The organism is Paraburkholderia mimosarum LMG 23256 = NBRC 106338 (assembly GCF_000739815.1).
GTDB lineage: Bacteria > Pseudomonadota > Gammaproteobacteria > Burkholderiales > Burkholderiaceae > Paraburkholderia > Paraburkholderia mimosarum.
On record NZ_BBJJ01000116.1, the window covers coordinates 1 to 12,932 of the forward strand.

The 12,932-nt window shown below is 61.8% G+C and carries 9 protein-coding genes and 3 pseudogenes; 4 read left to right on the plus strand and 8 right to left on the minus strand.

Annotated elements, in window-relative coordinates; translation table 11 throughout:
- The coding region (locus BMI01S_RS34090) for an NAD/NADP octopine/nopaline dehydrogenase family protein (protein WP_042292299.1) at positions 1-315 on the plus strand (315 nt) is incomplete at its 5' end.
- 219 nt (positions 316-534) lie between these two features.
- Here the strand turns inward: BMI01S_RS34090 and BMI01S_RS41455 are convergent.
- The 4 genes from BMI01S_RS41455 to BMI01S_RS34110 form a co-directional block, all read right to left on the minus strand.
- Positions 535-741 (minus strand): hypothetical protein, encoded by a 207-nt coding sequence (locus tag BMI01S_RS41455; RefSeq protein ID WP_154671460.1) that lies wholly within the window; start codon positions 739-741, stop codon positions 535-537.
- Positions 742-1,201: 460 nt separating this feature from the next.
- Positions 1,202-1,720: an integrase gene (locus tag BMI01S_RS43480; protein WP_244145486.1), complete on the minus strand. Its 519-nt coding sequence runs from the start codon at positions 1,718-1,720 to the stop codon at positions 1,202-1,204.
- Positions 1,669-2,136, minus strand: a complete 468-nt coding sequence (locus BMI01S_RS43485) for a DNA-binding protein (RefSeq protein ID WP_244145485.1) — start codon at positions 2,134-2,136, stop codon at positions 1,669-1,671. Before BMI01S_RS43485 ends, BMI01S_RS43480 begins: the two co-directional genes overlap by 52 nt.
- Before the next feature lie 186 nt (positions 2,137-2,322).
- Complete coding sequence (locus BMI01S_RS34110; protein WP_051381580.1) at positions 2,323-4,761, minus strand: TOTE conflict system archaeo-eukaryotic primase domain-containing protein; 2,439 nt, start codon at positions 4,759-4,761, stop codon at positions 2,323-2,325.
- Positions 4,762-4,871: 110 nt separating this feature from the next.
- Between BMI01S_RS34110 and BMI01S_RS43490 the strand changes: the two genes are divergently transcribed.
- Together BMI01S_RS43490 and BMI01S_RS43495 are read left to right on the plus strand one after the other, a co-directional pair.
- Positions 4,872-5,351, plus strand: a complete 480-nt coding sequence (locus tag BMI01S_RS43490) for a hypothetical protein (RefSeq protein WP_244145484.1) — start codon at positions 4,872-4,874, stop codon at positions 5,349-5,351.
- Positions 5,285-5,848: a site-specific integrase gene (locus tag BMI01S_RS43495; protein ID WP_244145483.1), complete on the plus strand. Its 564-nt coding sequence runs from the start codon at positions 5,285-5,287 to the stop codon at positions 5,846-5,848. Before BMI01S_RS43490 ends, BMI01S_RS43495 begins: the two co-directional genes overlap by 67 nt.
- Before the next feature lie 181 nt (positions 5,849-6,029).
- Here BMI01S_RS43495 and tnpC read toward each other — a convergent pair whose 3' ends face one another.
- From tnpC to BMI01S_RS34135, 4 genes and pseudogenes are all read right to left on the minus strand, one after another.
- On the minus strand, positions 6,030-6,287 hold the full coding sequence (gene tnpC, locus BMI01S_RS34120; RefSeq protein WP_306303755.1) for a Tn3 family transposase post-transcriptional regulator TnpC: 258 nt from the start codon (positions 6,285-6,287) through the stop codon (positions 6,030-6,032).
- A gap of 6 nt (positions 6,288-6,293) precedes the next feature.
- Positions 6,294-9,278, minus strand: a pseudogene (locus BMI01S_RS34125) (Tn3 family transposase).
- Between the two features lie 129 nt (positions 9,279-9,407).
- Positions 9,408-10,072 (minus strand): annotated as a pseudogene (locus BMI01S_RS34130) (ornithine cyclodeaminase); the annotation flags it as partial.
- A gap of 194 nt (positions 10,073-10,266) precedes the next feature.
- A pseudogene (locus BMI01S_RS34135) lies at positions 10,267-10,812 on the minus strand (histone deacetylase family protein); the annotation flags it as partial.
- A 423-nt stretch (positions 10,813-11,235) separates the two neighbouring features.
- Between BMI01S_RS34135 and pruA the strand changes: the two are divergent.
- Entirely contained in the window at positions 11,236-12,849 is a 1,614-nt protein-coding gene (gene pruA / locus BMI01S_RS34140; protein WP_028232727.1) for an L-glutamate gamma-semialdehyde dehydrogenase, read from the plus strand.
- Positions 12,850-12,932 lie beyond the last annotated feature (83 nt).

Consider the following 12,932-nt stretch of genomic DNA (forward strand, 5'->3'; position numbering starts at 1 on the left):
GAACAGTTACGCAACTTCTCTGAATTTGCTTTTCAAACGAAAGTTCACAACGCAACGAAGATAACACCAGCGCACATGCAGGACAGGTATTTATCTGAGGACATTCCGTATATCTTGGTTCCTTGGTACGCGCTCGGCGAAAAAGTAGGCGTCGATGCCCCGACAATCAAGGCGACGGTGGAAATCGCTTCTGTAATCAACGGCATAAATTATTTTGAACAGGGCCGGAATTCCAATCGACTCGGCGTGGATCGTATGACTAAAGCGGAACTGCTATTGTTCGCCAGCAGAACAACGACTAAAGTCAACTTGTAGCAGGCTTTGAGAAACGTCGGACGGAACTTATCGAGTCGCACCTGAAAATTTCGAAGAGCCTTATGGATGTAAGCGTGGCACCAGCCTTGCAATTACGCACTTCATTTTAGCGCGAGCTCATGCCGATCTGGATATCAGTCAGACGTCGTATCCCGCGCCAGATCACGGTATTGTCCGGCGGAGGGTCGCTGCCACGCGCAAGGTAACCACAGAGCTGGGCTAGCCTGATGACGTCGTGCACGAGCGGTGGTCTCGTGCGTTATGAGGCGTGTCGTGAACGACATGTTCAAGCAGTTCGATTTCGGTGCGCGTGAACGCGAGTTCGGCGGCGGCTCGTGGCGCCGAGCGGCCGAGCATGGTGATCCAGAATATGCGCCAGCTCAGGATGCGGAAGAACGCGATCAGGACGCATCGCATACCTGTCAAGTCTCTGCTCGACGCGATGGAGTCCCTTTACCTGAACGTGCAGCATGGCTTTGGAGATCGTGTGCTGACAGTCTCCTGCGAGCCTGTCGATGCAGGTACGCACGAGGAAGTAGGTTGTGGGCCTACACGAACGAGGTACTGCACAATCGGCACGACCTCGTCGGGTCCGTCATCTCGGTGATCTATCACAAGGAGGAGGGGGGCGAACAAGAAACTGCGCAACTCTGCCTGCTGGGGCGCCGTAGGCAGCTGGTCGACGCATGCAAACTCGTAGTATTGGTATTCGCTCATGCCAGATTCCCGTAGCGAAGCGCATGGAAGAGAAGAAGGTGAATGGTGCGCAACCCGCCGGAGCCATGAAACTCCGGGCTGACGCGAAAGCCGGAATGCTTCATGGCAAGCTGCCGAAAGGCGTGCGCGTTACTATTCTGACGTCCTTTCGGCACGCGATGCGGCGCTTTCAGCCAGCCGCGTCCGCGCCGCCCAGCCTCATCCGGTGGTCCACCAGGAGCTGCTGCTGTGCTTCGACCTGCGCGGCCAGCTTCGCGAGGTCCGCGCGGAGCGAGTCGCGAGCCTCGCGTACCTGGAGCAGCTCGGCTGCCCGCGCATCGGCGGCCGACTGCGCTGCGTCGCGCTCGGCCTCGGCGCGCGCCCGATTGATGAGCGCACGATTGAGGGCGGACTGCAGCGCCTCGCCATGTGCCTGCTGATCGCGTGCGAGCCGGGTCATGGCCGTCGCTTCTGCGACGAGCCGCGCGTTGTCCCGGTTCAGCTGTGTGATCTCGTTCTGCCGGACGATGGCCGTCTGGTTCGCCTGGCGTAGCTCAGCCTGCACCTGCTGGACCTGCTGCTCATGTCGGTGCGCATCCTGTTCGCGCTGCTTGCGCGCGGCCGTACCCTGCTCGGCAAGGCGCTCGGTCTGGTCGCCTACCTGTTGGGTGAGCCGCTCGACGTCCAGGTCGCGCTGATGCAACGCCACACGAGTCCCGGCGTGCGCCTCCTGCTCCGCGCAAAGGGCGGCGGTGGCGCCGGAGAGTTGCTCCCGCACCGTGGCCAGCTCAGCGCCGAGCCTTGCGATTTCGGACTGCGCCTGCTGGCGCTGCGCTGCGCGGCCGCAGCGGCGGCCTGCTGGTCGACGAGGGCTTGTGCTTCTTCATGCAGGCGGGCCGCGAGCCGGGCCACCGGATCCTGGATCGCGTCCGAGAGCGACCCGGCGCGTGTGAGTGACGCGCCCTCATCTTCCTCCAGTTCCTTCAGGTACCGGTGGATCGTGGTTTTCGAGCCCGTGTTGCCGAGCGCGATACGTATCGCGTCGATTGATGTGTGCTGCCCCTGCGCGAGCAACGCGTCGCGGGCGCGCTTTACGTCCATGCGCGTAAGACCGGTGCGGGCCATCTGCTTCCTCGCTCGAATATCGTACTGCATTACGTACCATGCATATACGTATCAACCAACGCGGTCAAGAGCGGCCTGATGTGGGCGCTACTGGCCTGCGATAAACGAGGATTATTGAATGTGAGAGCCGAAAAGTGACCTCCGGTGGCCGGAAACGGTACGGAATGCGGATTCGCTGCCCGGATTTCAGGCCAGCAGCAGCTGGAGATTTTCTCCGGGCGTGCGGACCTGATAGCCCATCGCCCGGTAGCCGCGCTGGCGTTTCTCCCACATGCGCTGCAGTGCCGGATGGCCGCCGTCAACGTAATCGATCACCAGTACGCCGGTCTTGCCCGCATGCTCGCGGTGCAGTCGGCCGGCATACTGCTGCAGCGTGCCCCTCCACGCAACCGGCATGGCCAGCACCAGGGTGTCCAGCGCCGGATGGTCGAAGCCTTCGCCTACGAGCCTGCCGGTCGCCAGCACGACCCGGGGCGTGTCATCGGCCAGCGCGTCAAGGGCAGCCAGCCGCGCCACCCGCGCTTTCCTGCCGAGGCGGCCGTGCAGCACGAACAGCGGTTGCACGGTGTCTTCCAGGGCCTGCTGCAGGCTTTCGAGATGGTCTGTGCGCTCGGTGAGCACCAGCACGTTGCGTCCCCGCGCGTATTGCTCATGGATGGCCGTGGCGATCATGCGCGTGCGCGACGCGTCCTGAGCGAGACGCGCGAAGACTTCCTGGATCGGCGCGTCGGCAGTAATGTCCACTGCGGCGGTGAGCCTTTGCGGGAATACCTCGAGCATCTGGGGCGCGCTGGCCGGGGATTTCGCCGCATGCCGGATCGGCCCGCACAGCATGAACATCACCGGTTGCTGGCTGTCGCGCCGCACGGGCGTGGCAGTCAGACCCAGCACGTAACGGGCATGGACGGCCTTGAGCACCACCTCGAAGGAATCCGCCGAGACGTGGTGACATTCGTCGACAATGACATGGCCGTAACGCCGCAACAGCTCGCCGCGGGCACCATCGGGCGCCACCGACTGCAGCATCGCGACGTCGATCCGGCCGGTCGCTTTCGACTTGCCGCCGCCAATCGTGCCGATCGCGCGCGCGTCGAGTGCGAGAAACGACTGCAGGCGTTCACGCCACTGGTCAAGCAGCTCCCGGCGGTGCACAAGCACAAGCGTGTTGACGCCACGCTGCGCGATCATCGCGGCCGCCGTCACGGTCTTGCCGAACGCCGTCGGCGCATGCAGGATGCCGGTGTCGTGTCGCAGCAGGTCGGTAACGGCCGCCTGCTGGTCATCGCGCAACGTGCCGGCAAACGGAACTGCAAGCGGCTCGCCGGTGCAGCGCTCGTCGCGGATGTCGCAGGCGATGTCGTTATCTCGCAGTAGCGTCACGACGTCGTCAAGGCATCCGCGCGGCAATGCAATGTGGCGCGGGCAGTTCTCGGCGCGCCCAATGATGCGTGGCTTGTCCCATACGCTGAAGCCGCACGCCTGGGCCCGGTAGAACTCCGGATTCTGGAAGGCGGCCAGCCGGATGAGCCGGTTGAGCAGTGCCTGCGGAAGCTGCGCCTTTTCAAGATAGAGCTGGTTCGCGAGCGTCAGTGTGAGCGATGCCGGCATCGTTCCGGCCAGCCGCTTCGGCTGCGCGGGTGGCGGCTTCCACGGCTCGGCCTGATCCTCCTCGGCGATGAACGCGACGTCGAGCGGGTGCGCACCGCCCGTGGCGCGAAAGATCACCCGCTCGATGTCGCGGCTGTCCATGGTTTGCGCGGACGCGAGATACGACCACTGGTCAGCGTACGGCTGAAAGCCGTCATCGACAAACACGCTCCAGCCATGCTCGCGTGGCTGCTTCTGCAGCGGCAGGGCAATGAGGTTACCGAAGCCGCCTTTGGGCAGCACATCCTGGTTCGGGAAGAGCCGGTCGTAGGACGTCAGTTCGAGCTGACGGGTCCGGGTGCAGGTGTGGCTGATGATGGCGGAGCCCATCCGTCGCGCGTCACGTGCAGCAACGGCCGACGAGAAGAAGATCCACGCGTGCGCGCCATTGCCTGAACGCGAGATTTCGAGCGATACCGGCACGTCCATCTCGAGGCAGGATTGCCGGAACGCCTGCGCATCTTCACGCCAGCCTTCCTCGTCGAAGTCGACAGCGAGCAGGTAGCAGGTGCCGTCCGGCATCAGCGGATAGAGGCCCACTGTGCGATCGCCGGCCAGGTGCGTATAGACGACCTGGTCGTTCAGCGTCAGCAGTACACGATGCCCGCAGTCGGCGCACCGGATGCGGGGCTTTTCGCAGATTCCGGCGCGCCATTCGTTGGCGCACGCCGGCGCGTAGCCGGATTTTCCGGAATTGCGGCTTTCCCAGCGTAGCGGATAGACATCCGTGCGGCCGCGAAACAGCCGCCGGAAGAGCTGTACCTTCTGCTCGGGCGAAAGTACGGGGGCGCCCGTGTTTCGCACTGCTGGCGATGGTTCGTTCCGGGCCACCCGCACGGGCTTTGCCTGTGCCTGCAGCGTTGCCGGCAGCAAGGCGGTGAGCCGCGCGATTTCGGCCTGCAGGCGGGTGAGCTCCGCGAGCAGCTCCTCGCGTGTGAAATTTTCCCAGTCTGCCTGTAGCAGCTTGCCTTCGTTCATCGCTTCACCGGCCGAAACCCTGGCTCCCATCGAGCACGCCGGCTGGCGCACACGTTCGTTGTTGCATATCATCGTCTCCGATACAGATCACCTGATTTTACCCACGAGCCATGTCTGCCATCGATCGCTACGTCGAAGCCGCGACGCGCGAAAACACCCGGCGCAGTTGCCAGTCGGCACTCCGGCATTTCGAGGTTGAATGGGGCGGCTTTCTGCCCGCGAGCGCTGACATGATTGCGCGGTACGTTGCCGATCATGCAGAAACCCTGTCGGTCAATACCGTGCGCTCGCGGCTTGCAGCGCTCGCGCAATGGCATCAGACGCAGGGTTTTCCGGATCCGACGAAGGCGCCGCATGTACGCAAGGTCCTCAGAGGCATCGTCGCGCTGCATCCCGCAACCGAGAAGCGGGCGAAACCCATGCAGCTCGCGCAGCTCGAAAAGCTCACGGCCTGGCTCGATCAGCAGATCGCTAGGAAGCCGACGGGCGCGAGCGCCTCGCGTGCATTCGCAACCGGGCGCTGGTGCTGCTGGGTTTCTGGCGCGGCTTTCGCTCGGACGAACTCAGCCGGCTGCGAATCGAGCACGTAGCCGTTGAGGCGGGCCGCGGCATGACGTTGTACCTGCCGCGCACGAAAGGCGACCGCGCGCAGCAGGGCACGACCTTCAAGGCCCCGGCGCTTTCACGCCTGTGTCCGGTGACGGCCTGCGAGGCGTGGATTGCGGCGTCCGGCCTGACGGAAGGGCCCGTGTTCAGGAGCATAGACCGCTGGGGAAACATCAGCGACGAGGGACTGCATGCGGGCAGCTTCGTGCCGCTGTTGCGTGCGCTTTTCCATGCAGCAGGCCTGGCCGCGCCGGACAGCTACAGCAGCCATTCGCTACGGCGGGGCTTCGCAACGTGGGCCAACTCGAACGGCTGGGATCTGAAGATGCTGATGCAGTACGTTGGCTGGAAAGACGTGCGCTCTGCGATGCGCTACATTGACGCCGCCGATCCGTTCGCGCAACACCGCATCGAATCGGCACTAGCAACGCTAGGCGCGGACGTGCAGGAACTACCCGTCATCGCATTGCCTGCAGCATAGGTGCTGGATCGAGGCGTCACTCCACGTTCCCCTGACGGATACGTACCGGGGGAGATTCGCTGCCAGCTCAATCGCGATCCGGGCCTGCCATATCTTCGTGACGGAGCGCTTCGAGCGGGTGCAGTGCATCACGGATCGATAAAAGCCCGGTGACATAGTGATCGATCTGGTCGATCACATCCTAGATCTGTTCGACAATCGACGCGTCCCGGGTTGTTGCCGCGAAGCTCGCACCGTTGACGAGCGCATGCGCCATACCGTGCAGGCGCAGCAGATCGTCCCGCAGGCCTTCCGGATCGTTAAGGCCCGTGCGCAGCTCGTCGAGCGTATCCACCGCATCGAGCACCCGCGTCGTGTCATAGTGCGACTGCAGCCCTTCCAGTGCGGCGGCATCAACTTCCCCGTACGGCGTGGCGGTCACCGCGGCTTTTGCACTCATCCAGCGTTACCTCATTTCGTTGCCAGGCCGGGCCGCCCGGCCAAACAGGGCATCGTTGATCCAGCTTTCGGGCGGACGTTCCAGATGCAGCCGGTAGCGCCCGAAGCGGCGAATGTTGTGCGTCGCATACGGGCTCACGAATTCAATGTCCTCGGTGCGGACCTTCTCGCCCTCGGCCACCATGTCGCGCAGGGCCCGCATCATGTCCACTGTGTTTTGCCGGATCACGGCCGATGCGATGAGGTCATTGTAGCGTAGCCGTTTTTGCTGCTCTTACGGCTCATTCTCCGCGATCACATCGCCGCCGAACGACAGCCATTTCGCGAAGCCGTTGTACGACTCGATCTTGTTGGTGTTTGCCGTCACGTCCTGGCGCAGTTCCCGGCTGCCGATCCATTCGAGCAGAAAGACTGTCCGCACGACGTTGCCGAGTTCGCGTGCAGCGAGATACAGGCGGTTCTTGCGGCTCTCGGACCCAAGGCGGCGCAGCAGCAACGGCGAAGAAATCGTGCCCGCCTAGATCGACACCGCCACCTGCATGAGCTCCTGCCAGTGCCGTTCAATCAGCACCCAGTCGATGGTCGCCGTGAAAAGCCCGTCGATTGCCTGTACTTCGCATCGCTGTGCGGGCTGTACAGCACGAGGTCTTTCCAGTTGCGGATTCTGGGCATCAGCTTGATGCCCAGCAGATGGGTGAACGCAAACACGGCGGCCGATTGTCCCTGCGTATCCGCATGCACAGTGGCCGCCTTGACGGACAGGCCGGCCTTGAGCAGCCCTTCGATTACATAGATCGCTTCCCAGACGCCCGGCGGGATGAAATGCCGGAATACCGCGATATAGTTGTCGGCGACGTGGCGGTAGGCGACCGCACCCATTTTCCGGTAGCGGAAGTGATAGCCGGCCAGCAGGTTGTTGTCGTAGAAGTCGTACTGCGTGCCGTCGGCCGCTACAGTCTTGCCGTCGCCCCAGTGCTTTGGCAGATCGAGCCGCAGGTATAGCTCGATCAACTCGCGCTGCGCGGCCTCGAGCCTGTCCAGATTCATATACCGACGGTTCACGAATGACAGCATGTGCGCCGTCACGTCGGTATCAAGATGGCGTGCAGCCTGGGTCGGACCCAGGCTGCAGCCCATCGCGAAAATCGTCAGCAAATACCGCTCGGCTGCCTTGCGGATCGATCCCGGACAATGGTCCGAAGTGGCGGGTAAAATGCGTCCAGTGCTCGATGTTCGCGAGAATGTCGAGCACATTGCGGGTCGGCAGACGCGCATTGATCCGCTCCTGAAGGGCGATCGCACTGGCTGGAATTTCCCTGGCGATGGTCTTTCGCAGGATTGGCTCGCCTTTCTGGTCGATCGTGACATGTTCGCGCTTGCGCGGATACTCGTCGTCAAGCTTGCGCGCGGCGTCGGTCAACCACTGACGCAGTTGGGCAACGAATTCGCTGCCCGTTTCCGGCAGGCCGACTTTCGCGCAGTAGTCGGGCAACTGCTGCTCACACTGTCGCCACGGCAGCAGGCGGTCGCGATAGTCGGCGTAGGCATCGGACCCGGACACGCACAGGTCGCCAACGCGCAGTTCCTCAGCCATGTACGAGAACACGCACAGCTCAAGATAGCGCCGGTTGGTCGGCGCCCCTTCACCGTGGGAGCGCCGCACAAGCTTGCGCCAGCGCGCCGCGGCGAAACTCAGGTCCACGTCGGCATCGATCCATTCGCGGTGTAACGTTTCGTTCTCCAGCACAACGCCGAGCGCATCGAGGAGCGTGCGTACCTGACTCGTGGAATCCCATACGAGTGTGCGGGCGACCCGCATGAGGACCGAACGGTGCGCCCCGAAATGCTTCCAGAGTAGCGGCAGGTGATTGCGGCCGCTGAATGCGCGGATCTCGGCACAGCTCTCACGCAGCGGTTCGAGATCGCCTTTCGGTGCAAGCCACTTTCGTATGGACTGCGCGATCGTCCGCTCGTCGGACTCGTCAGCAAGAATGTCGACGACGCCATCGAGCAGGACCACGAGATCCTCGACCTTGTCACGCTGCCTGCGCTGAACGATTTCCAGTTCATCGCTCGCGCGCTTGTGGATCGCACCCATACGTCGCACGAACATGTCGGCGAGATCGTCGCGGGCACGCACGCGCATGCGATTAAGCAGCGCCACGATCAATGTGTAGCGCTTCTCGGGAAGGGTGTCTTTCCGGAGGGCGGACGCATCGAGCGCCATCGCCTGATTGGCCAGTGATCGAAGCTTTGATGCCGGGGCGCCGGCGAGCGCAATCGTGAAGTCCCCGATCTCGTCGAGCCAGGTGATCTGGTCAATCAGCAGGTCCAGGTGCTGCCGCGATGGCCGCCTCGCGTGGCGCTTGATGCGGTTGTAGGCGGTCTGCCGGCTCGACAGGTCGCGGGCCAGCAGACGGTCCAGATTGTTCTTCTGTTCATTGGTCAGGCGTCGTGCGACCCGCCGGAAAAGCCGCGCCTGGGTCTTTGCATGGATCTGCTCGGTAATCCGGTCCAGCGTCGAGAAAGCCGGTAGTTCGATGTCCTGCGCGATCAGTTCATCGATCGTGGCATTGATAATGTCGACCGGCTGGTCCATGGACAGCGCAGCCGTATGTGCGGCGCGCGTCGCGATCGTGCCCGCGTCGGTGCCGTAGTACGGCTTGACACCGAGGTGCTCGCGAACTGCAGCGTAATGCCGGAACAGCGTGGGCGATGCCTGCGTGTCATAACCGAAGCGTACTGCGGGACCGATATTTGCCGCCGCGCGCACGTGTTCGACGACGGCCGCCGGGATGCTGTCGAGCGACGGGAAATGATGCATCTGCTGGAAGACTTTCAGGAGCACCAGCAGACCCAGCCGGGGTCGCTCGCCCCGGGACGACCGCCGCGCCCATTCCAGTTCATCGGGCAGGGGTGTGTAGCAGGTTTGCAGGTCCCGCGCAAGGACCTTGGGAAAGCGCGGATACGCAGTACGTTCGATGGTGGCCATGCGAGTCGTCCTGATCGCAGCAGGCCGCTCAGATTAGCCGAAGAAAACCTGGTCGTTACCAGGTCAGTTCGAAATGATTCTGCGCGTTTTTATAACACAAATGCTTATGATAGGAATTTACGCTTCCCTTGCCGCTACCCCCATACCGGGCTCGATCATATCGGGCGTCAGGATAGTCGCATACGCCTTGTCGGCCGTCACGGTGGTGACGATGTCGGCGCCGCGCACTGCCTCCGAGGTTGAGTTTGCACGAGTGATCTTAAGCGACGGAAAGGTAGCGAGATTGTGGATCAGCATATTTGTCGCCTGCGGATCGACGTCGTAGGCGACGATCTCGTCGATGCCGAGATGACTATGAAACGCGAGCGCCTGGAATTCACTTTGGACACCGTTGCCGATCAGCGCCATCCGTCGCGCGTCGGGCCGCGCAAGCGCGCGCGCAGCCGTGAGCGACGTTGCGCAGGTTCTCAGTGCCGTGGCCACGGTGAGTTCCGACAGCAGAATCGGGTAACCCGTGTCAACATCCGCCAGAACGCCGAAGGCCATGACCGTGTACATCACGCGTTGCGTATTTTTCGGATGCCCGTTGACGTATTTGTAGCGCTGCGCGTTGGATACCGGCATCAACTCGATTACACCGATCTCGGAGTGACTGGCGACGCGCGCCGACTTCTCGAAATCAGGCCAGTTTACGAAATCATGGCGAATAGTATCGGCGAGTTCCCGATGAATTCCTGCAGGCCTACAGTCTCGATGAGTCGGGACATGGTAGGGACGTCTATGAAGCGAGTCATTGGGACTTCCCTATCTAAAGATGCAAAAAAGATGGAACTGATTTGCGAGGCAACTTAGCGCGCAAAGGCGGCGTCGTCACCAGTTCCTGACGGATACTCTGGAGCCGTCGACACGAGATTAGTCGTGTTGAACCGCTGCTGCTGTGAGGATTCAGTGACGTGAAGCTGGTGGCATCGAGCAGGGGCGCACTGGCTCAATCAGGATCTCCCTTCGAACCGAGCAGCACGTTGACGGCATTGACGCCGATTTCATCGACCATGTACCCCCCTCCATCACAAACAGCGTCGGGACGCCCAGACGTTCGAGCGCTTCGCCGATGCGCAGATAGTCTTGCGTGTGCAGTCGGAAGTGGCTAATCGGATCGTGCTCGAAAGTGTCGACGCCAATTGAGACGACGAGCACATCGGCCGCGTGAGCCGCGATCGCCGAGCACGCATGGCGCAAGGCTTCCTCGTAACCGCTCCAGACCGTGCCTTTCGGCATTGGCAAGTTCAGATTAAAATCTTCGCCTGCGCCGGTGCCCCGTTCCTCGGCATACCCAGAGAAGTACGGGTAAGAAACAGACGGCTCTCCGTGGATCGACGTGAAACAGAACATCCGGGCGGTCATAGAAGATGTCCTGCGTGCCGTTGCCGTGATGGACGTCGATGTCGATGATCGCAACACGTTGTGCGCCGCACTCGATAGCATGTTGCGCGGCAATGGCGGCGTTGTTTAAATAACAATAACCGCCCACGTGTATCCAGCCTCCAACCTGAATGCCGTAAGCCACTCGAAGGTTTGTCTGCTGCAGGACCGCTGGCCCGCTTCGCACTCGGCGAAAAGCATTCATTTAAGCGTGCCGCAATGTTGGCGACGCCGCGAGCGCTCGGAAAACGAGGGCGTGATAACGGGGTAGCAGGCGAGCACCGAGCGGCGCTGGTCCGGGTAAGCAGGAAGGGGCACTCCAACGCGAGCCCCAGGAAAGCGAACGTCCGTTCGCATCAAAGGCCGGATTGGATGTGACGACGCCTGCTGCTCGCTGCAGAATCGCACACCTTTCCGTTGCTGTCGTGGAAGCGCCGGCGACAACGTGCTCATCCCTTGGAAGGATGGTTGGAGACGTTGGTATTGGATACGTTTTCAATTCCTTTGAACTTCTAGAGAATTGGAGACGAGCCTTATGGCGTCTGCGCATGTACAGAATGAACCTATCCTCACATATGCTCCGGGTTCACCGGAGCGCGCCGCGCTCGAAAGTGAACTCGTGCGTCAGGCCGCAGAGGTCGTCAATATTCCGGTTATCGTCAATGGCGAGCGAATTGGGGGGGGAGAACGGCTGCCGGTAACGTGTCCCCACGATCATCATCACCTGATCGCAAACGTGCAGCAGGCGTCGACAGAAAACGTGCAGGCGGCCATCCAGTCGCATCGTGAGAATCAACTGGAGTGGTCCAACTGGCCGCTGGAGGAGCGTGCAGCGGTGTTCCTGCGGGCCGCCGATCTGCTTTCGGGGCCGTGGCGTCACAAACTGAACGCCGCGACAATGCTGGGACAGAGCAAGACCGTATATCAGGCCGAGATCGACTCGGCGTGTGAACTGATCGATTTCCTGCGGTGGAATGTCCAGTTCGCGCGAGAGTTGCAGGAGTTGCAGCCAATCTCCGCTGCGGGTGCGCGAAACGCGCTTGAGTATCGGCCGCTCGAAGGCTTCGTTTACGCGGTTACCCCCTTCAACTTCACGGCCATCGGCGGCAACCTGGCCTGTGCCCCCGCGCTGATGGGGAACTCTGTGCTATGGAAGCCGGCAGCCACCGCGGCGCTCAGCAACTACTATGTTCTGCAACTACTCGAGGCGGCGGGACTCCCGCCTGGGGTCATCAATTTTGTCCCAGGAGACGCAAAGACGGTTTCGTCTGTCGCGCTTGGCTCAACTTCATTTGCGGGCCTCCATTTCACTGGCTCGACTGCGGTGTTCGACAACCTCTGGCGCTCCGTCTCGGAGCAGCTTCCGAACTATCGAAGCTATCCCCGGCTGGTTGGGGAAACGGGAGGAAAGGACTTCGTTCTTGCTCATGCGTCGGCAGATGCGGACGCGCTGAGCACTGCATTGCTCCGAGGCGCATGCGAATACCAGGGGCAAAAGTGCAGTGCGGCGTCGCGCGCATACGTCCCAGCATCGCTCTGGCCGCGCGTCAAAGCGCGACTCCTCGACGATCTTTCGACTTTGAAGATGGGGGATGTGCGGGATCTCTCTAACTTCATGGGCGCGGTTATCGATCAGCGTGCCTACGAGCGGATCAATGGATATATCGATACGGCCCGGCGTTCCGGGGAGGCGTCCATCCTCGCCGGCGGCCAGTGCGACGCCCGAAAGGGCTACTTTGTGTCGCCTACGGTCATTGAGGTTCGTGATCCTCGATTTGTCACGATGCAGGAGGAGATTTTCGGGCCGGTCCTGTCTGTGTATGTGTACCGCGATGAAGAGTGGCCTGAAATTCTCAAGCTCGTCGACGAAACCAGCCCGTACGGGCTCACTGGCGCGGTGTTCGCGACCGACAGGGCAGCGATCAATGAAGCGAGCGCTGGTCTTAGATTTGCCGCGGGTAACTTCTACGTGAACGACAAACCGACGGGCGCGGTCGTTGGACAGCAACCCTTTGGCGGCGGCCGCCGCAGTGGGACTAACGACAAGGCTGGCTCGATTCTCAACCTCTTGCGTTGGGTATCGCCTCGCACAGTCAAAGAGACCTACGTCCCGGCAACGGACTATCGGTATCCGCACATGAAGGGATAACACGTTCGCGTTCCGCGGTCTCATCGCCGGAGACCAGGCGAAGAGTTGCGCTTACACGGCGTACCGCTGAAGCTGCATTGGGG

What these genes read in the sequence shown, in the direction of transcription:
- BMI01S_RS34110 (WP_051381580.1), bottom strand. Translation starts at nt 4,761, where the DNA reads ATGAACGAAGGCAAGCTGCTACAGGCAGACTGGGAAAATTTCACACGC.
- BMI01S_RS43490 (WP_244145484.1), top strand. Translation starts at nt 4,872, where the DNA reads ATGTCTGCCATCGATCGCTACGTCGAAGCCGCGACGCGCGAAAACACC.
- tnpC (WP_306303755.1), bottom strand. Translation starts at nt 6,287, where the DNA reads ATGAGTGCAAAAGCCGCGGTGACCGCCACGCCGTACGGGGAAGTTGAT.
- pruA (WP_028232727.1), top strand. Translation starts at nt 11,236, where the DNA reads ATGGCGTCTGCGCATGTACAGAATGAACCTATCCTCACATATGCTCCG.
- BMI01S_RS43485 (WP_244145485.1), bottom strand. Translation starts at nt 2,136, where the DNA reads ATGGCCCGCACCGGTCTTACGCGCATGGACGTAAAGCGCGCCCGCGAC.